The organism is Motilimonas cestriensis, from assembly GCF_021295315.1.
GTDB lineage: Bacteria > Pseudomonadota > Gammaproteobacteria > Enterobacterales > CBDFNC01 > Motilimonas > Motilimonas cestriensis.
The window spans coordinates 101,767-120,500 of the sequence record NZ_JAIMJA010000008.1 but is presented as its reverse complement, the minus strand read 5'-3'; the positions used below and the strand labels follow the sequence as shown (position 1 = coordinate 120,500).

General features: G+C 44.0%; 22 protein-coding genes. 12 read left to right on the top strand and 10 right to left on the bottom strand.

The genetic code is table 11. The annotated features are described in order from the left end of the window. Positions 1–176 precede the first annotated feature (176 nt). The 5 genes from K6Y31_RS09720 to ilvN all read left to right on the top strand — a co-directional run bounded on the left by K6Y31_RS09720 (position 177) and on the right by ilvN (position 4,809). Positions 177–1,070: a LysR substrate-binding domain-containing protein gene (locus tag K6Y31_RS09720; protein ID WP_233052589.1), complete on the top strand. Its 894-nt coding sequence runs from the start codon at positions 177–179 to the stop codon at positions 1,068–1,070. A 71-nt stretch (positions 1,071–1,141) separates the two neighbouring features. Next, entirely contained in the window at positions 1,142–1,702 is a 561-nt protein-coding gene (locus K6Y31_RS09715) for a GNAT family N-acetyltransferase (protein ID WP_233052588.1), read from the top strand. Between the two features lie 87 nt (positions 1,703–1,789). Continuing rightward, a complete protein-coding gene (locus tag K6Y31_RS09710; RefSeq protein ID WP_233052587.1) occupies positions 1,790–2,437 on the top strand; it encodes a hypothetical protein in 648 nt (215 codons plus the stop codon). Between the two features lie 417 nt (positions 2,438–2,854). Beyond that, positions 2,855–4,525, top strand: coding sequence for a biosynthetic-type acetolactate synthase large subunit (gene ilvB, locus K6Y31_RS09705; RefSeq protein WP_233052586.1), 1,671 nt, complete (start codon positions 2,855–2,857; stop codon positions 4,523–4,525). Then, a complete protein-coding gene (gene ilvN / locus K6Y31_RS09700) occupies positions 4,522–4,809 on the top strand; it encodes an acetolactate synthase small subunit (RefSeq protein WP_233052585.1) in 288 nt (95 codons plus the stop codon). The genes ilvB and ilvN overlap by 4 nt, the downstream gene beginning before the upstream one ends. Before the next feature lie 58 nt (positions 4,810–4,867). Here ilvN and chrA read toward each other — a convergent pair whose 3' ends face one another. The 6 genes from chrA to K6Y31_RS09670 form a co-directional block, all read right to left on the bottom strand. After that, positions 4,868–6,028 carry a chromate efflux transporter gene (chrA, locus tag K6Y31_RS09695; protein ID WP_251080805.1) on the bottom strand — a complete coding sequence of 387 codons (1,161 nt, stop codon included), beginning with the start codon at positions 6,026–6,028 and terminating at the stop codon, positions 4,868–4,870. 355 nt (positions 6,029–6,383) lie between these two features. After that, on the bottom strand, positions 6,384–6,977 hold the full coding sequence (locus tag K6Y31_RS09690) for a DUF4202 domain-containing protein (protein ID WP_233052584.1): 594 nt from the start codon (positions 6,975–6,977) through the stop codon (positions 6,384–6,386). A 97-nt stretch (positions 6,978–7,074) separates the two neighbouring features. After that, complete coding sequence (locus K6Y31_RS09685) at positions 7,075–7,698, bottom strand: hypothetical protein (protein ID WP_233052583.1); 624 nt, start codon at positions 7,696–7,698, stop codon at positions 7,075–7,077. A 135-nt stretch (positions 7,699–7,833) separates the two neighbouring features. After that, the gene (gene nrdG / locus K6Y31_RS09680) at positions 7,834–8,331 is read right to left on the bottom strand and encodes an anaerobic ribonucleoside-triphosphate reductase-activating protein (RefSeq protein ID WP_233052582.1); all 498 of its coding nucleotides are present in this window, start codon (positions 8,329–8,331) and stop codon (positions 7,834–7,836) included. Positions 8,332–8,335: 4 nt separating this feature from the next. Beyond that, positions 8,336–10,456: an anaerobic ribonucleoside-triphosphate reductase gene (gene nrdD / locus K6Y31_RS09675; protein ID WP_233052581.1), complete on the bottom strand. Its 2,121-nt coding sequence runs from the start codon at positions 10,454–10,456 to the stop codon at positions 8,336–8,338. 289 nt (positions 10,457–10,745) lie between these two features. Continuing rightward, positions 10,746–11,078, bottom strand: a complete 333-nt coding sequence (locus tag K6Y31_RS09670) for an HI1450 family dsDNA-mimic protein (RefSeq protein WP_233052580.1) — start codon at positions 11,076–11,078, stop codon at positions 10,746–10,748. Positions 11,079–11,336: 258 nt separating this feature from the next. Here K6Y31_RS09670 and K6Y31_RS09665 point away from each other — a divergent pair, with 258 nt between their 5' ends. Together K6Y31_RS09665 and K6Y31_RS09660 are read left to right on the top strand one after the other, a co-directional pair. Next, positions 11,337–11,531 carry a hypothetical protein gene (locus K6Y31_RS09665; RefSeq protein ID WP_233052579.1) on the top strand — a complete coding sequence of 65 codons (195 nt, stop codon included), beginning with the start codon at positions 11,337–11,339 and terminating at the stop codon, positions 11,529–11,531. 69 nt (positions 11,532–11,600) lie between these two features. Then, positions 11,601–12,251 (top strand): DsbA family protein, encoded by a 651-nt coding sequence (locus K6Y31_RS09660; protein WP_233052578.1) that lies wholly within the window; start codon positions 11,601–11,603, stop codon positions 12,249–12,251. 64 nt (positions 12,252–12,315) lie between these two features. Here K6Y31_RS09660 and K6Y31_RS09655 read toward each other — a convergent pair whose 3' ends face one another. The 4 genes from K6Y31_RS09655 to can all read right to left on the bottom strand — a co-directional run bounded on the left by K6Y31_RS09655 (position 12,316) and on the right by can (position 14,780). Further along, positions 12,316–12,513: a DUF4250 domain-containing protein gene (locus K6Y31_RS09655; protein WP_233052577.1), complete on the bottom strand. Its 198-nt coding sequence runs from the start codon at positions 12,511–12,513 to the stop codon at positions 12,316–12,318. Between the two features lie 70 nt (positions 12,514–12,583). Further along, complete coding sequence (locus K6Y31_RS09650) at positions 12,584–13,444, bottom strand: DMT family transporter (RefSeq protein WP_233052576.1); 861 nt, start codon at positions 13,442–13,444, stop codon at positions 12,584–12,586. A gap of 89 nt (positions 13,445–13,533) precedes the next feature. Then, complete coding sequence (locus K6Y31_RS09645; RefSeq protein WP_233052575.1) at positions 13,534–13,842, bottom strand: c-type cytochrome; 309 nt, start codon at positions 13,840–13,842, stop codon at positions 13,534–13,536. A 302-nt stretch (positions 13,843–14,144) separates the two neighbouring features. Next, the gene (gene can, locus K6Y31_RS09640; protein WP_233052574.1) at positions 14,145–14,780 is read right to left on the bottom strand and encodes a carbonate dehydratase; all 636 of its coding nucleotides are present in this window, start codon (positions 14,778–14,780) and stop codon (positions 14,145–14,147) included. A gap of 428 nt (positions 14,781–15,208) precedes the next feature. Between can and K6Y31_RS09635 the strand changes: the two genes are divergently transcribed. From K6Y31_RS09635 to K6Y31_RS09615, 5 genes are all read left to right on the top strand, one after another. After that, positions 15,209–16,150: a hypothetical protein gene (locus K6Y31_RS09635; protein WP_233052573.1), complete on the top strand. Its 942-nt coding sequence runs from the start codon at positions 15,209–15,211 to the stop codon at positions 16,148–16,150. A gap of 113 nt (positions 16,151–16,263) precedes the next feature. Continuing rightward, entirely contained in the window at positions 16,264–16,533 is a 270-nt protein-coding gene (locus K6Y31_RS09630; protein ID WP_233052572.1) for a GrxA family glutaredoxin, read from the top strand. A gap of 4 nt (positions 16,534–16,537) precedes the next feature. Beyond that, positions 16,538–17,512 carry a hydrolase gene (locus K6Y31_RS09625; RefSeq protein ID WP_233052571.1) on the top strand — a complete coding sequence of 325 codons (975 nt, stop codon included), beginning with the start codon at positions 16,538–16,540 and terminating at the stop codon, positions 17,510–17,512. Further along, positions 17,509–17,748: a YheU family protein gene (locus K6Y31_RS09620; RefSeq protein ID WP_233052570.1), complete on the top strand. Its 240-nt coding sequence runs from the start codon at positions 17,509–17,511 to the stop codon at positions 17,746–17,748. The genes K6Y31_RS09625 and K6Y31_RS09620 overlap by 4 nt, the downstream gene beginning before the upstream one ends. A gap of 73 nt (positions 17,749–17,821) precedes the next feature. Then, a complete protein-coding gene (locus K6Y31_RS09615) occupies positions 17,822–18,691 on the top strand; it encodes a phosphoribulokinase (protein WP_233052569.1) in 870 nt (289 codons plus the stop codon). The last annotated feature ends 43 nt before the right edge of the window (positions 18,692–18,734 follow it).

Below are 18,734 nucleotides of genomic sequence, written 5' to 3'. Positions count from 1 at the left end.
GGTAAGCAAAGTAACTAGGGTTAATTATCTCGCCGTTATTAATTTATTTGTCGTATAGCTATTCAGCTTAGGTTCAGCTGCACAAGGATACGCTAACACCATACCGACAAGGAATGGCCACTATTTTTCGCGTAAAGGAATATTCAAACTCTTACCTATTGTGATAAGGCTTAACTATGCAGCTACAACTTCGTAATTTGGATCTGAACTTACTGACATTATTTGTCACGGTAATGGAGCAGCAAAACGTTTCAAAAGCAGCCAAAAAATTGAATATGTCACAGCCAGCCATGAGCTTGGGGTTAAACCGCCTGCGCAAAAAGTTTAACGATGATTTATTCTATCGCAGTGGTGGCCTGATGCAGCCAACAACATTAGCAAAAAGCTTGTATCAGCCGATTAATGACGCGCTAAAAACAATTGGTCACGCCCTACCACAAGATGATAACAGCGAAAATCAGGTCGCCCTGGATTTCAACTTAGCAATGCAACCCGCTTTAGAGTCATTATTACTGACCAAGGTATTAGCTCACCTCCATCAAGTCTCGCCTAATATTCGACTAAAAAATCAATACCAAATGGACTTAGATGCGCTTAAATATAATCGCTTAGACTTCCTTATTGGTACCCAGCAATATCAAGGCGATGAATTATACAGTGAGCAGTTAACAGCCGAACCTTTTATCTTAGCTTACAATTGCGCTCATCCGAGAATGCAACAAGGGATGAGCTTGGCGGCGATATTAGCAGAAGACTTTGCTATCGTTGACCCAGAGATAGGGCTTAATAACGATGAAAAAATGAAAGTAAAATACCAAGTCAACTCGTACCAAGCAGCGTTATCTCTGGTTGCGCAAACGAATGTACTCACCATCATCCCTAAATCCTGTCTCGATAACAGCGAAGCCAAGCGCTTGATTAACTGGCAATATACCCCCTTTAGCAAAAAGCATCTTGATGTTTACCTCACTTGGTTAGCCCTGCGTAAACACGATAACAGCCACCAATGGCTAAGAGAAGTGCTGCTAAGTTGCTCGCAACCCAATAAGCTCAGCGCCGTCTCCGCATAGTGTAAGTGAACTGCGCTGCTTGAAATAAACTGGTAATATAGCCATGGTTTTCGTTATTAAAGTCAATTTTCATGCAGAACAACCGAGTAATCTTAAGCGCGGCAAATTGCTTAATCACCCCTTTAGCTATTGAAGACGCTCACTTAATTCACGCCTATCAGGTGAGAAATAGGCGCCATCTTGCCCCTTGGGATCCAAGCCGCAGCGAAAACTTCTTTGAACTAGGAACATGGCAAAAAGTGCTCCAAGTTAACCAAGAAAATTGGCGACAAGGAAATGCCTTTCATTTCGCCGCTATCGATGAAAAAAGTGGCGACATGATAGCAAGCATTAACTTTTCTGCCGTTATGCGGGGCGTATTTCAAGCTTGCTACTTAGGTTACTCCATCGACCAAGCCCATCAAGGGCAAGGAAAAATGCAAGCTATCTGCCAGACTTGCATTAATTACATGTTTGAACAGCAAAACCTGCACCGAATCATGGCCGCGCATAAACTAGACAACAGCCGAAGTGAACGTTTACTATTAAAACTTGGCTTTGAATATGAAGGGTTAGCAAAAAAATACTTAAAAATTGCAGGGCAATGGCAAGATCATAAGCTATACGCCTTAATCAACCACCAACACAACTAAGTGAAGTCCACCTTAACTCTCCTATATTGTACCTATGGCACAGAAGTGCTAATTTGCCGTAAAAATTGACCGCGAGAATTACGATTCATGACTAAAAATAAAAAACTACCATCACCATTGATTGTCATCGCTTTGGTCATTTTAAGCTTGCTACTCAGCGCCAGTATATTAGGCGAAAACGCCCGTTCAGAGCAGGTAACCAAAGATTATTTTAATGCAATTGCCAGCATGAAATACAACCAAGTTGAGCATTACCTAAGCCAAAACAACATGGATATGGACCAAGGTTTCGAACACTTTTTTGCCTTAGAAACCGCGCTACAGAAGCACTTTAATCTAGCGATGAACCAAGCGTATCTAATTGAAGCAAAACAAGAATCATATTGGTTTCCCTATTTCGCAGCAAACGAGGTTACCGTGGGTGTTAAACTTTCTTCGATCAGCCAAGATGATGGCGAAACAAACTCCCACTATCTCTCCGGGCTGGTTCAATTAGTAAGAGAATCAGGGCGCTGGCGCATAAAACAACTCAACTTACCAACCCAAGTAAAAGCCGACTACTTACAAACTCGTGAAATGCTAGCCAGCCAACAGATTGTTGAAATCAAACCCAACCAATTGATCCTGAATCAAACTGAGCTAACACTGGATACCCTTGATGCCATTGAGCAAAAACTATGGCTGTTTCAGCTTAATAGCGCGTTGGAAACTGTCGCTAAGATCAAGCCTGAATAATTCGTTTTGCTCACAATTTTAAGGCAAGAGAAAAAAAGAACAGATCCGCTGCTTTTGTTTAAATGAGTCAAGTAAGACACTACCTGAAAAGAAAATAGCAGTTTAATACTCTGCTAACTTATCTTTAACAGCAAGAAAAACTAAGCAAAAAACTGTTTTCACTTAAATCTTCTCGCAGGACGTTTGCGCCAACGTTATTCCTTTGTTAACTTTATTGGCATATTCGTAAGGAAAAAAACAATGAAACTGGCTATCACAGCAAACCTAATCAACACTCTACAACACGTCGTTAGCGTCGTGGTTGTCGTCGTGGTTAGCATTTTGCCGTAGCGGGTTTTAACAATTTAAACCCCCTTCGGCGCAGGCCCAAGGGGGTTTTTTTATGCCATAAAGAATTGATAGCAAGAGAGGCAACAGATGAAGATCAGCGGCGCACAGCTCGTAATAAAACTATTAGAACGTCAAGGCATTACGCAAATTGCCGGACTTCCCGGCGGTGCAGCTCTGCCACTCTATGATGCACTACCCGGGAGTAACATTAAGCACGTGTTAACCCGCCATGAACAAGGTGCAGGCTTTATTGCCGAAGGCATGGCACGCGTATCAGGCAAAGCGGCTGTTTGTTTTGCTAGCTCAGGTCCTGGTGCCACTAACTTAGTCACCGCCATCGCTGATGCTCACTTAGATTCTATTCCGGTTATTGCAATTACCGGTCAAGTGCCAAGTAGCATGTTAGGCACCGATGCCTTTCAAGAGATTGACACCTTTGGCTTAATGGCGCCTATTACCAAACATAACTGGCTAGTGCGCTCTGCTGAAGAATTGTTAGAAGTGATCCCAGCAGCCTTTCGCATTGCTACTTCAGGCCGCCCGGGACCGGTTGCGATCGACATTCCAAAAGACGTGCAAAACCAAATCATCGAAATTGATGAATTTCCAGCTCCAGGCGAAGCCATGCCTTTACCACAGCCCACTTTAGCCCAGCTAAAAGAAATGGAAGCCATGATCGCTAAAGCAGAACGTCCAATGCTGATGGTAGGTGCCGGCGTGATCCAATCAAACAGCAGCGAAGCCTTAGTAGCGCTAGCTGAAAAACTCAACATCCCTGCCGTATCCACATTCTTAGGTTTAAGTGTATTCCCCCACGGTCATGAATTACACCTTGGCATGCTGGGTATGCACGGTTCAAAAGGCAACAACATCGCCCTTGAAGAATGTGATTTACTAATTGGTGCCGGCGTGCGTTTTGACGATCGCGCCACCGGAAAAATCAGTGAGTTCTGTCCACAAGCCGCCGTGTTACACATTGAAATTGACCGCAGTGAAATCGGTAAACTAAAAACTCCCACTCTTGCCGTTCATGCTGACGTTGGCGCTTGCATTAAAGCACTGCTTACTAACTGCGAGCCACAACAGCGTATAGAATGGGTTAGCCGGATCAAGTGGTTAAATGAAAACCATGGTATTCCACTGCCAACTAAACAAGACTTATCTAACCCTTACAGCCTGATCAAAACAGTGGCAGAAATTGTCGGTGACAACACCAACGTCCATACGGATGTGGGCCAACATCAAATGTGGACCGCACAAGTGTATCCGTTTGTACGCGATCGCCAGTGGAGCAGCTCTGGTGGCCTAGGCACGATGGGATATGGCCTACCAGCCGCGATTGGCGCTGCCCTAGCGGATCCTGAACGCATGGCACTATGTATCAGTGGCGATGGCAGCATCATGATGAACATTCAAGAAATTGACACGGCAGTAGAGCACAACTTAAACGTAAAGGTAGTGGTAATTAACAACTCACGCCTTGGCCTAGTTCGCCAGCAACAAGCTTTGTTCTACCAAGAGAATTTTGCCGCAGTGAATAACAAACGTACCGCTGATTTTGCCTTAATGGCGCAAGCCATGGGCGCAAATGGTTTTGATTTAGGCAAAGCGACCGATCCGTTAGCCATGTTAACCGAAGCATTAAACACCCCTGGGCCCGTACTGATTAACGTGCCAATCTCAGAAGATGAAATGGTATTCCCCATGGTACCACCGGGCGCAGCTAACAAAGATTTAATTGAGGAGCGTAAAGCATGAGTGATTTTAGCCAGTGTGCAATCTTAGAGCTTAAAGTAAACAACCACCCCGGTGTGATGTCTCATGTCTGCGGCTTATTCGCCCGCCGCGCATTTAACGTAGAAGGCATTTTATGTATGCCGATGCAGGATAAAAAGCACAGTAAAATTTGGTTATTAGTGGGTGAAGATCAGCGCCTTGATCAAATCACCCAGCAAACCCTAAAGCTTGAAGACGTGCTAGAAATTAGTCAACACTCAGCAAGCCATCCGGTGTTTGCGCAAATGATGGAATTTGTCGAATAACCCATTTCAGCTCAAGCACAGTACGGAGCATCCGTGCTGTGCTTGTTTGCATTTTTGCTCATGCCAAAAGATGCAAGCCCAAGCCCCAAACCAACGCGCCTAACACCAGCCACATCACTTTTAACTTTAGCACCCGCAGCGCAAACAAGCCGATGACTACCGCCACCATATCAAGTGACGAGACCACCGCACTGGTAAATACCGGCTGATACAAGGCTGCCAACAACAAGCCCACAACGGAAGCATTGATCCCCGCACTAGCAGTGGCGAACCAAGCTTGTTGCGATAATTGCTGCCAGCTTTGCAATAAAGCCAACACCAGTAAAAACCCGGGTAAAAAGATCGCTAAGGTCGCAAGCATCGCGCCCAGCAAAGGCGAGGCATTTAGATACGCACCAAGAAAAGCCGCCAAGCTAAACATAGGTCCCGGCACCGCTTGCGCCGCGGCATAGCCAAATAGAAAGGTGTCTTGGCTGATTTGGCCTTGCAAGCCTTGCTCTAGCAGTGGTAACACCACATGACCACCGCCAAATACTAAACTGCCGGCTTGGTAAAAGTCATTCAATAGCGGCAACACCGAGCCATAGCCACTGAGCCATGGCAGCGCTAAAAATAGTACAGCGAATAATCCTAATGGCAGCCACTTCACCACCACCTGCTGGCTCGACGCTTCGTCGTCTGCGGCTCTTTCCACCTTGTGCCATTTAAAACAAATTAACGCTGCGGCAATAAACACCACAAATTGTGTCACCACACTGGGGAAAAGTAACAACGCCGCCGCGCTCAGCACCGCCATCGCGGTTAATAAACGCGTAACACAAAAGCTACGATACATATTCAGCACCGCATCAACGACCACCACTACAGCTAACAGCTTTAATGCGTGGATCAAAGCATTAAGCCAATCAGGTTGCTGACCTTGGCTAAACAGCGCCAAACCAAATAACAAGCAGAATGACGGTAAGGTAAAACCAACAAATGCAGCGATGCCGCCGGCTAAGCCAGCCCGCTTTAAACCAAGAGCAAAGCCCACTTGGCTAGAACCCGGTCCCGGCAATACCTGACTTAACGCCACTAGGCCTTGATAATCTTGCTCGCTGAGCCATTTCTTTTCATCGACAAAAGCTTTTTTAAAATAGCCAATATGCGCAGCGGGGCCACCAAACGAGTGAAGACCGAGCAGGAAGAAAGAGGAAAAAATTTCAAATATGGATTTCATGATAACGGCTGCCTATTAAAGTTAACAGCCGCATAATAAGACAGTTTTATGACAATTCAATAACAAGCCAAGTAGGAGCAGAGCTTGCTCTGCGAATATCACAAATTCCCTGAGCAAGCTCATGTCCTACAAAAACACCAATCAACTAGCTCAACATACAAGGAGCGGTATTTATACCGCGAAAAAGAGGGCTCGGAGTCAAACTCTTCACTTTCACAATCCACCTATTTCTCTGTAAAATCGCTGCAAGTACCTCCCTGTAAGCTCAATTTTTTCATCCCTGAAAAAGATGTTTTACTGCGAAACAGGTGGATTATTCATTTAGCACCCATATCGAATTCGAACTATTGTAAAGCTACTCCCCCGCTAACGCCTTCTCAATCAAAGGCACTAACGGCGTAGGCAAAGTGATCTTACCCGCCAACACAAAGGCATGGGCCTCAGTCGACATTTTTTTCCACGTGCGTTGCAAAATACCAATCCATTTTTGCTCATCATAATCTGGCTTAGTCGCAGCAAACGCGAGCATGTAATGCTCAATAAATACCAAGCTAGCAACATCTTCCACCAGCTGGCTATCGGGATTTTTCTTGATTTGTTTCTTCGCCACGGCAGCATAAACGCGCTCACGTGCCGCGTCATCATAGCCCACTTGCTGCATCAGCTGCATCACCGAGTCGGCGTGAAACAGATACAAGGCACTGCGCCATTGATGATACCCTTGCTTATTCATCGGAAAATCACTACGCGGTGAACACCAGCGTTTAATGTGCTGCGCCCGTACCGCAATTTGCATTAATTCGTCAGCCTCAGGATCGAAGCGATTAAGCATGTCGGTCATGCGCTGTGAATATAACAATTCTTTCGGCCAGCATTTACCGTCAAATTCTTCTTGATTGGGATCTTGGCTATTCGCTTCATCAATTAACGATATGACTTGCTCAAACATGGGGAGATTCTCATTATTCATGGGGATAAATTAGCTCACTAGTGTAACCTGTTGCACCATACTGCACCTGCGTTTGCACTATAAATGAAGCGTTCAATTAGCGCACTAACGAAACAATATTTTGCTCAGTTTTCTGCATTCTGGAGAAGATACCTTGGTACTCGTCTTGTGTGATGACTTGCTCGTTTAATAAAAACTCAAGGTGCTTTGAATAAATGACCTGCATCTCACTTCTTGAATAACCTGTGCCATAAGAAATCGATTTCAATCTAGCTTCCAATGCATTAACAAAGCCCGTCACTTCTGTTTCAGATGGAGTGGAAGGCTTGATAGCAAAAATCCCCTCTCGTGTTCTTCCATCTGTAAAAATCAACAGATTCGTATATGAAGACATGACACTGCTAAAAGAAAACAACGAAATAGTACCAAAAATAATCAATGCGAATAATGCTCTTTCCCCTGAGCCCTGCGAGATATCACCCATAGATAGATAATACGTAGCAACGATTGAGACGATGAACGAAACAACAAAAGTGAGGATGCCAACTATCTTAATTTTTCGATGCCGCGTTGGCCTCGCTGATAATTGGTCGATAGGCATTGTAAATGAACTGGTATTGAACAAAGATTTCGTTGTCACTGTCATATCGCGATCACTAAAAACTTCTAAAACAGTTGTTTTAAAAGGAAAGCTTTTTTGCTCTAGCTTCAGTTCTAGCATATATATTAAATCCCTGAAAAATAACAACCTTAAACCCTAAAGGGTTGATGAATTATAATAATCGCACTGAAAACAAGAGATGGCAATGCAAAGGTCACATGATATTGTGCGATACAAAACAAGGTGTTAACCGTATCAGCCAGACATCTCGTTACTAAGTAAAACCTGATAAGGATCGTGAATCACTTGCTGATTACTGCTGCCACGCCACGGCAAGCTAGGGTTTGCCAAGTCTTGTTCAAACTTACCATCCACTAACACCGTAAAAAAAGGCAACAGAGCTTTTTGTTTTTCATTCAGTTCAGCCAAGGTATAACCCGTCCAACACCAAATGTCTTTGCCTTGGGTACGCGCTTTCACTTGCTGCACCAGATCTAAAATCGCATCAAGGTTATTCGGGTGCAGCGGGTCGCCACCGGAAAGAGACAGGCCACGGCGTTTGATCCTAGGATCGTTAAGATCATTAATGATCGTTTCCACCATGGCTTGATCGAATGGGTGCCCAGCATCACAGCGCCAGGTCTTTTGGTTGTAGCAACCCTTGCAAGCATGCTCACAGCCCGAAACAAACAAGGTACACCTCGTGCCCGGGCCATTAACCACATCGACTGGATAATATTTCTGATAGTTCATTGAGTTAAAGGTGCTTAACGCGGCGCTGAACTTCTTCTTGCTTGCCGTCGTTAAATGGCCTTGCGTCTGGGCTACCTAAATAACCACACACACGGCGAATTACCGACACGGTTGCGGGGTTATGATTACCACAAGACGGACAGGTAAAGCCTTTGCTAGTACAGTCAAATTCGCCAGTGAAGCCACACTCGTAGCATTCATCTATCGGAGTATTAGTACCGTAATAAGGTACGCGTTCGAAAGCGTAATCCCAAACATCTTCTAGTGCTTCTAAGTTGTGTTGCATGTTGGGGTATTCGCCGTAGCAAATAAAACCACCATTGGCGATATCGGGGTAAGCCAACTCAAAATCGAGCTTATCAAATGGGTTAACCTTTTTTTCCACGTCTAAGTGGAAACTGTTGGTGTAATACCCTTTGTCGGTCACGCCTTCAATCACACCAAAGGTTTTGGTGTCTAACTTACAAAAGCGACTACATAAATTTTCACTAGGCGTGCTGTATAAGCTAAAACCATAGCCTGATTCATTTTTCCACTGCTCGGTCGCCGCGCGTAGGGTTCTCACTATATTCAGAGCTTTTTCACGCAACACGTCACTGTCGTAAACATGGGTATCAGTGCCGTATAACGCTTGCACGGTTTCATGTAAGCCAATGTAGCCTAATGAAATAGAAGCGCGGCCATGTTTAAAAATCTCACTAATATCATCATCAGGCTTTAACCTCACACCACAAGCTCCCTCCATATAAAGGATCGGCGCCACGCGGGCTTTTACCCCTTCTAAGCGGCTAATGCGCGAGTCTAATGCCGCTTTGGCAATGGCTAGGCGCTGATCTAGAATTTTGTAAAAACGGCGCTCGCTACCTTTAGCTTCAATCGCAATGCGTGGCAGGTTTAAGCTGACCACACCTAAATTATTACGCCCCTCATGGATCATTTCACCTTCTTCTTCATACACGCCTAAGAAGCTGCGACAACCCATTGGGGTTTTGAACGAGCCGGTTACGCGCACAATTTGCTCGTAGTTTAGGATGTCGGGATACATGCGTTTTGAGGCAGACTCTAATGCTAGTTGCTTAATGTCGTAGTTAGGATCGCCCATTTGATGGTTCAAACCGCCCTTAATGGCGAACACCAGCTTAGGAAAAATAGCCGTCTTCTTGTTTTTACCTAAGCCAGCAATGCGATTTTTTAAGATAGATATTTGAATTAAACGCGCCGCCCAACTAGTCCCCAAGCCAAAACCAAAGGTGACAAACGGGGTTTGACCATTAGCGGTATGCAAGGTGTTCACTTCATATTCCAATGACTGAAACGCGTCATAACACTCTTTTTCGGTGCGACTTAGGGCAAAACCTTCAGCGTCGGGGATTTGCCACTCTTGTGCTAACGCGACATTTTTTTCATAGCTGGCTTCAACATAAGGCGCTAATACCTCATCAATACGGTTGATGGTAGTGCCGCCGTAAATGTGGCTAGCCACTTGAGCGATAATTTGCGCGGTAACAGCGGTGGCTGTCGCAATGGACTTTGGCGTTTCAATTTCCGCATTGCCCATTTTAAAGCCGTGAGTAAGCATGCCTTTTAAGTCGATTAACATGCAGTTAAACATCGGGAAAAATGGCGCATAGTCTAAATCGTGATAATGAATTTCACCACTTTGATGCGCTTTGACGATTTCTTTGGGCAACATATGCTGCGTGGCGTAGTGCTTTGCCACAATACCAGCCAGTAAATCGCGTTGAGTTGGAATAACCTTGCTGTCTTTATTGGCATTTTCATTGAGGATCGATGCATCACTTTGCTCAATCAAACCACGAATTTCTGTCGCAAGGCGGCCCTTCTTTTCACGAACTGAGTCACGATCGTGACGATACTCAATGTAATGGCGCGCCACTTCTTTGTAATCACTGGCCATCAGTTGGTTTTCAACCGTGTCTTGCAGCTCATGAATATCCACTTCATAACGCTGCGCCAATTCTTGCTCGACATTTTCTGCGATGGTTTGAGCATAACGTTCATCGGGCTCTAACACGTTTTCCATGGCACACAGCACCGCAGCTTTAATACGATTAAGATCAAAAGGCACGCGCGCGCCATCGCGCTTTATGACGACAGGTTTCAAGGTGGAAACTCCTAACAAGAGAAGACCTCACACTAAATGTGGGCTTAGATGTATTTAAAGAACACTATATGTTGTGTATTAGGCGGAAATTTACTGTTTAGCGTGTTGATCTAGATCAACTGTAAAAGAGGATGTTCCTGGCTTTTTACTATTTGAGATTAGCGTCAAAATTGACAATTATTTTTGCTTTTACCCTTGCATTAACGCCAAGGCTTTTCGCTCTTGGCTTCCCTAAAGATCAAGCAAAATCGTGCTGATTTAACGTATTATTTTTACGCTATTATTCGTACTACTCTTGGTCGCTTTGTTTCCATAAAATATGGCAAAACTTTTCATCTTGGTCTTTGCTGATTAACAAACGCGCATAAATATCTGTTAGCGCATCTTCTTCGTCAACCAAACCAACGACCACTTCGGCATAGCTGTCTTCATCTACTTCAAAACCAACATGCTCATCCCAATCAAAGCCAACGGCCACTAAATCCGCTGCACCTTGCTCTTCAAATTGCGCCGCCAGTAAAATCATGTCCGCGGGGTCTAAATTATCACAGGCCAAATCTAAGAAAATTTCGTAGGCGGCATCGATAAGCTCATCTGGCGATAGTTGATTTTTTTCTGTCATGTTATTCCCCTTAATTAAAGGCGCATTAGACCATGGCAAGGGATGCAATTAAACAAAAATACCACTTCAAATCGGTCGAAAAAAAATTTTTAAAAATAATTTTTTTTGCTTGAATCTCTCTCAGACCAGAGCCAATAAGCTTGTCACGTGAGGGCCAAAAACACTTAGCGTCAGTTTGGCATTTTTGGTCAATTTGTTATCTTATAAATTTTTCTTTCTCGCCTATACTAATCTTAGTTCGCCACACTGGAGGTTATTATGATAGGTAAAATAGCAGCTTATTCACTCGTGGGTCAATCGATACAACACGCTGGAATTATTACGTTTTTCAATCAGAAAACCGATGAAGTGACGATCCGAGACTTTGATGGCAACATCTGGAATGGATGGGGTTTTCAAATCAAACTCATTCAACCTGAAGAGCCAGAAATAGAGTCACCGATAGCAAGCTGAACTGGCGGTGGAGACTCAATGCTGGCAATGTTATGCTGCACTATCTGTGTCCATCAATACTGACAAACCATGAACAAAATTATTTATATTGCCGATCCAATGTGCAGCTGGTGCTTTGGTTTTAGCGCTCAGCTGCAGCAACTAAAACAACAGTTACCTCAATATCCGTTTGAACTTGTCATGGGTGGTTTGCGCACAGGTGAAGATGCGCAACCGCTAGACGCCTCCCTCGCTGATATGCTTTCGCATCACTGGCAAAAAGTAGAGCAGTTAACAGGGCAAAAAATTAACCCTGAAATACTTAATCGGGTTGATCAATTTATTTATGATACCGAGCCTGCTTGTCGCGCGGTCACTTTATTAGGTGAGGCCAGTCCAGCTCATCAATTTGACTATCTACTTGCGGTGCAAACAGCTTTCTATCAAGATAATAAGGACATTACCCAAGCTAAAGTGCTGGCTGAGCTAGCGAGCCCTTGGTTAGAGCAAGATTTCTTTTTAGAATTATTTAATAGCCCCGCCATGATTGAAGCGACACAACAGGATTTTGAATTGTCACGACAGTGGCAAGTGTTTAGCTACCCTACCTTAGTCTATTCAACAGAAGATAGAATGATTTTACTGGCGCAAGGTTATGCCACAGCAGATGCCATTCGTGAAGGAATAGAAAATATAGAGCAAGGTTTAGCGGACGAAAAAACGGACAGCGAAGCGGAATAATCACTGCGTAACAATAAAGGGGCTAACTGCCCCTTTGACGTGAACAACAGCGATTTTATTAGGTTTATTTAGCCTTAAACTGATTACTCAAAAAATCATACTGATAGCCAATGGATGAAAGCTTTTGCTCAAGACCATCGCGAGGAATATCAAACAACCCGACTAAATCTTCCAAATTTTCACATTCAATGCGCAACTGCTCGTTCACGATACTGAGCAGAATGTGACTATCCATCATATGAAATCGACTTAAATCCATCATCTTGCCTCCTCATTTATAGTACTACTTTGAGTTTAGCTTAAATTATGAAAAACGATGAAATGGCCACCACCTAAGTGTCACGCTTTAACATCGCAATCGCAATACCACCAATCACTAGCAAGCTTGAGATAGTTAGCGATAATGTCCATGATTCACCCAGTAACACGACGCCAAGCACTGCGGTAATAATCGGCACACTGAGTTGATACAGGCCAGCTTGGGTCGCAGAAATACTCGGTAACAACAAGTACCATAAGGTGTAGCCTAAACCAGAAGCTAGCCCGCCAGATAAACAAGCCAATATGATGCCGTTAACGGATAAGCCATTGCTCCAATTAAACCAAGGTAACAGGGCTAAGCTAAGTAATGCTGCCCGACTAAAATTTTGCCTTGTCATCAGTACCGGTTGTCTCGCGCCCTTACCTAGCCAAGTATAAACGCCCCAAGCAACACCCGCTAAGGCCATCAGTAATGCAGCAAATAAGCTTGGCGCAGAAGAACTGGGCAGTAACAAATAAGCGAGCCCCACCATAGCTAATAACATTCCAGCAAGCTCGAAACTATTGGCAATATGCCCTTGGCGAAAATTGATGACAAATAAAGTTAGCTGCACCAGGGCAAATAAAATCAGAGCCCCCACACCAGCATCAAGCTGAATATAAGCAAACGAAAAACCAGCCGCATAAAGTAATAATGCCACCGCTCCACCCCAGCTACCTACTACTTGCTCCTTTGAAAGTGATGATGAAGCAAGGAAAAAACTTATCCCCCACAACGTGAACGCGCCAAAAACAAGGCGTAATACAGTAAACTCCGCGGCTGCAAGATCGCCACTGGCAAGGGCAAAACGACAAAAAATGGAGTTAGCAGCAAACAAGGTTAAGGTTAACACTAGCTGCAGTAAGAACTTTGTTTGAATTGATGACGGCATAAAAAAGGCTATGGACTTAAGCAATTAAGTCATCATAGCCCGTTAACACAAAGATAAACAGTAAAGGAAGTTTACTGTTTCATACCCAGTTATTTTAAAGAGGAGTAGTATGCCGCTAAGTCGGCAATATCTTCATCAGACAACGCAGCAGCATTAGCTTGCATCACAGCAGCCATGCCACCATTTCGCTCTTTAGATTTATAAGCTTTAAGGGCAGACACCAGATAAGCCTCATTTTGGCCTGCCAAATTTGGATACACAGGTACCGCTGCAATGCCCTCTGCGCCGTGGCAAGCAACACAAGTAGCAGTTTTAGCTTTACCAGCTTCAGCATCTCCCGCCGTCGCTAACGTTGGTACACAGGCCAATAAAGAAAGCCCGATTAATAATTTTTTCATTTTATATTCCTTCACATTGCCCTAGGGTCTGTTTATGTTTCGAGGTTATATTTTTCGAGAGGCCAACAGCCCCTAGCTTTAAGACCAAATATTTAACTATATTAGCAGTTTATATATGAGCGATACGGACTAAGATCAAATAAACTTAGGCTGTGCTCATTCAATCTAGTCAGTACGTTGCTAAGGCACTATTTGACCAAACGGGTCACTCTTAACCACGCCTAGTCGCTATTAGTTCTAGTCGATAGCGTTAAAACGAGCAAATAAAGCGAGCGATTTAAAAGAAGTAAAAAAAGAGGAAGCTAAACTTCCCCAATGCGATAGATTTTTTCTAGTTGTTTTTGGCTCGATACTGCTACTTCCAAATCTCTCAGTAGGCCATCCTTAATTGAATAAACCCAGCCATGTACGGTTAGCTCTTGCTCTCTTTGCCAAGCCTCCTGCACGATGCTGGTGTGACAGATGTTTTCCACTTGCTCTATCACATTCAATTCACACAAAAAATCAACTCGCTGCTCTTGTGTCATCTGTGAGTTAAATTTGCGTCGGTGTTTTTGATAAGTATCTTTAATGTTACGCAGCCAATAATCAATCAGGCCGTGAGAAGTATTCTCCAGTGCCGTTTTAATGCCGCCACAGCCATAATGACCCGTTACGATAATGTGTTTTACTTTAAGAATGTCGACTGCATATTGGATCACCGACATACAGTTTAAATCGGTATGTACCACTAAGTTAGCAATGTTGCGATGCACAAAAATATCGCCCGGAAGCAAGCCCAGTAATTGGTTAGCCGGAACACGACTATCAGAACAACCAATCCATAAATACTCTGGCGCTTGTTGCGCTGCTAACGTTTCAAAAAAAGCGGGATCTTCGGCTTTAATTTTTTCGGCCCATTGCGCATTATTTTCAAGCAGTTGCCCTAATAAATTCACATTTGCTTCCTCATTTCTACGATCTACGGCTAATTTAGCGCGCCTAGAGTAACCAAACACTGATACAAAGCAACTAATAAATCACTGATTAAGATGGCTGGATTTAATAGAATGATTTTTAAACCATGTCTGCCATTCAGGTAGCCACAACCAAAGCAACACCGCACTCATGGTCATTGCGTCTGCAAACCATCCATCCAATAAAATGCTAGTCAGAGTTAACCCGGCAGATTGAAATGTGCGTTTAAGCGCTGACGGTTTAAATGAGACATATTACCCTCCGCAGCTATCACCAGCTTGCTATGAATCCTAAAATTGAGAAGCATTAACTATTCCAAGTCGCTGAAGCCATCACAATTAAATATCCGAAATCCCATTTAAGGCGGTGTTATACTTGATACAAGAACAAATAAGACCAAGGAAGTCCTTTGCGTAATTTAATCCGCATCCTCAGCATCATGCTGTTAGTGCCAGTCAGTTACTTGACGATGGCTGAAGACTTGGAGCAAGAAGAGCCGAGCCCCTGTCTCTATAAAAGCCAAGAAAGCACCATGCTAGACAAAACTTATGATTACCTAAACTCAACCTTGTGTGAGCCCGCGTTGTGGTTTGATGATTTCTTTGTCGATGATCGTGTAACCCAAGACTCTAGAGCCGGAACCATGGTGCGCTGGTATAATGACTTTAAACAAACCGAAGGCAAAGGTTTTAAGTATGAAACCCGCCTGTCGGCACGCGTTAACATTCCAAAAGCCACCAAGAGACTGAAGTTAGTATTTGAAAGTGATGCTGACGATAAAGTCGCAGATCTCTTTCCTAACAGCAGTGAAGACACAAAAAATACACTGGGTTTACGCTATGACTGGTTTGTTAAAGAGCGTTCCAGTTTAAATTTTAAAGTCAGCTTACACCCAGGCATAGAAGCGCGTTATCGCTACACTTATCCCTTCAGTGAGCATACTTTTGGTAGGATCACGCAAAAAATTTATCAGAAAGAAAGCGATACCGGCAGTAAGACCGACCTCGATTTAGATCACAAATTGAGTGACACCTTTTTGTTGCGCTGGACTAATTTCGCCAAAGTAGAAACCAGCTTTGATGGCGCTGAGCTCGGTTCGGGCTTAACCCTTTATCAATTTATCTCAGACACCCAAGCGCTCAGCTATGAGGCGAGTGTGCAAGGTAAAACGAAACCTTACCACTACCTATCCAACCAGCGCCTTGCCGTTAGATATCGACAAAGCATATTTCGAAAGTGGTTTTTTTATGAGATCACCCCTGCGGTTGACTGGCCTAAGGACGAGGAAATAGAACGACATGATGAGGTTTCAATCACCCTCAGATTAGAAGTGCTGTTTAACAACATTTGAAATAGTTAGTTCAATAGCTATTACCTATTGAACTAACTGAAATAAACCAATTTAAGCGCGCTCTATTTTCCTCTATGCTATACCTAAGTTGATAAACATTGAGAGGATATTTTATGTTAGCTGTTATTTTTGGTCGCCCTGGTTGCCCTTATTGCGTTCGCGCAAAAGAGATCGCTGAAACACTTACTGAGTCACGCGATGACTTTAAATTTCGTTATGTTGATATTCACGCTGAAGGTATCAGTAAAGCGGACTTAGAAAAAACAGTGGGTAAACCAGTAGAAACCGTGCCACAGATATTTATGGATCAAAACCATATTGGTGGTTGCACCGAATTTGAAGCCTACGCAAAAGAAAACCTAGGCTTGTATAAAGAAGATTAATCGAGTGATTAATAGCTTTAAAGCGCCATTTTGGTGCGGTAATGCGCACCTACAAACATTATTGCCGACGTTTCTCAATCGGCAATTTCGTTTGCCCCTGCAACACCAAACCTTAACCACGCCTGATAATGACTTTTTAGACCTAGTCTGGACCGAGCGTCCTTGGGCTGACTTTAATAAGCCGATTGTGATTATTTTTCATGGTCTAGAAGGGTCTATTCACTCACCTTACGCCCAAGGCATGATGAGTGCGATTAAGAAAGCAGGTTGGATTGGCCTACTAATGCATTTTCGTGGCTGCAGTGGCCGGCCAAATTTACGCGCCCGTAGTTATCATAGTGGCGAAACCTCTGACGCTCGTTTTTTAATTAACTGGCTTAAGCAACAATATCCAGCCCATCCTTTAATGGCGATAGGCTATTCCCTCGGTGGTAACATGCTACTCAACCTACTGGCTGAGCCGCAACCATCGGGCTTGGCTGCTACCGTGTCAGTTTCTGCGCCACTGCGGCTAGATTTATGTTCCGTGAGGTTGCAACAAGGCTTTTCTCGTATTTATCAACATCACTTACTCAGTCGCATGAAAGCGAACGTTGACAATAAAGTGAGTACTGGCGCATTAGCTGAGTTTCCGCTGCCAAATTATAAGCAGCTATCAACATTCCACGCTTTCGATCAAATGATTACGGCACCGCTTCACGGCTTTGCCAGTGCCGCCGACTATTACCAACAGTGCAGTGCATTTGAAAAGCTAACCAGCATAAACACGCCATGCTTACTTATCCACGCCAAAGATGATCCCTTTATGACGCCGGAAGTCATCCCGCGCTCTGACCAAGTATCCGCTTTTGTTGAGTTGGCTATCAGTGAAAAAGGTGGCCACGTAGGCTTTGTTCAAGGTAACATCCAGCGACCCACATTCTGGCTAGAACAAACCATTCCTACATGGCTAAGCCAATTCAGCAAGAGCACATTATGATTATCCCCTATCAAGATATTAGCGCCGAGACACTTGAACAACTGATTGAACATTTTGTCCTACAAGAGGGCACTGAATATGGCGAACAAGATATTAGTTTGACCGAAAAAGTCCTGCAAGTGAAAGCACAGCTCAAATCAGGTCGCGTCGTCATTGTTTATTCAGAATTACACGAATCCGTCAATATCGTACCAAAAGACCAAGTTAGCGAAGAAAATTCAGCAATGTTAACTTAACCATTTCCTGACACGTTTTTTTTACATACACTGCTTATCTATTTGTTAGCTTATTATTGGATAAGGTTCTCTCATGTCAGCCACGCATCCCATTATTGCCATTACCGGTTCATCAGGCGCAGGCACTTCAACCACAACCTTAGCCTTCGCCCAAATTTTTCGTCAGCTTGGCATCAAGGCCGCTTTTGTCGAGGGGGATAGCTTCCACCGCTACACCCGTCCTGAAATGGATGTGGCAATCCGTAAAGCGCGTGAACAAGGCAAGCATATTAGTTACTTCGGTCCGCAAGCGAATGACTTTGAACAACTTGAACATTTCATGAAGGAATACGGCGAAACGGGCACAGGTCGATTCCGTCGCTATCTACACACATTTGATGAAGCCGTGCCTTACAACCAAATGCCAGGTACCTTTACCCCGTGGCAAGAGCTCGAAGACAACACTGACCTATTATTCTACGAAGGCTTACACGGCGCTGTCTGCGATGGTAATACAGATGTCGCTCAGCATGTGGACTTTCTGATAGGGATGGTGCCGATTGTGAACTTGGAGTGGATCCAGAAGTTAGTTCGCGATACATCAGAACGCGGCCATTCTAGAGAAGCCGTAACAGACTCAATCGTGCGCTCAATGGATGACTACATAAATTTTATTACACCGCAGTTCTCACGCACGCACATAAACTTTCAGCGCGTCCCTTTGGTGGACACCTCTAACCCCTTTAGCGCCAAGAACATCCCCTCGCTGGATGAAAGTTTATTGGTGATCCGATTTCGCGGCATTAAGAACATGGACTTTCCTTACTTGCTCTCAATGATTGATGATGCGTATATGTCTCGTATGAATACCATAGTCGTGCCGGGCGGCAAAATGGGGTTTGCCATGGAACTATTACTCACACCGTTGATCCGCCAGCTAATGGCCACAGGTAAAATAGCCTAAATATTTGGGCTCATGGTGAATGAGCCCATTTCACTTCGACTAA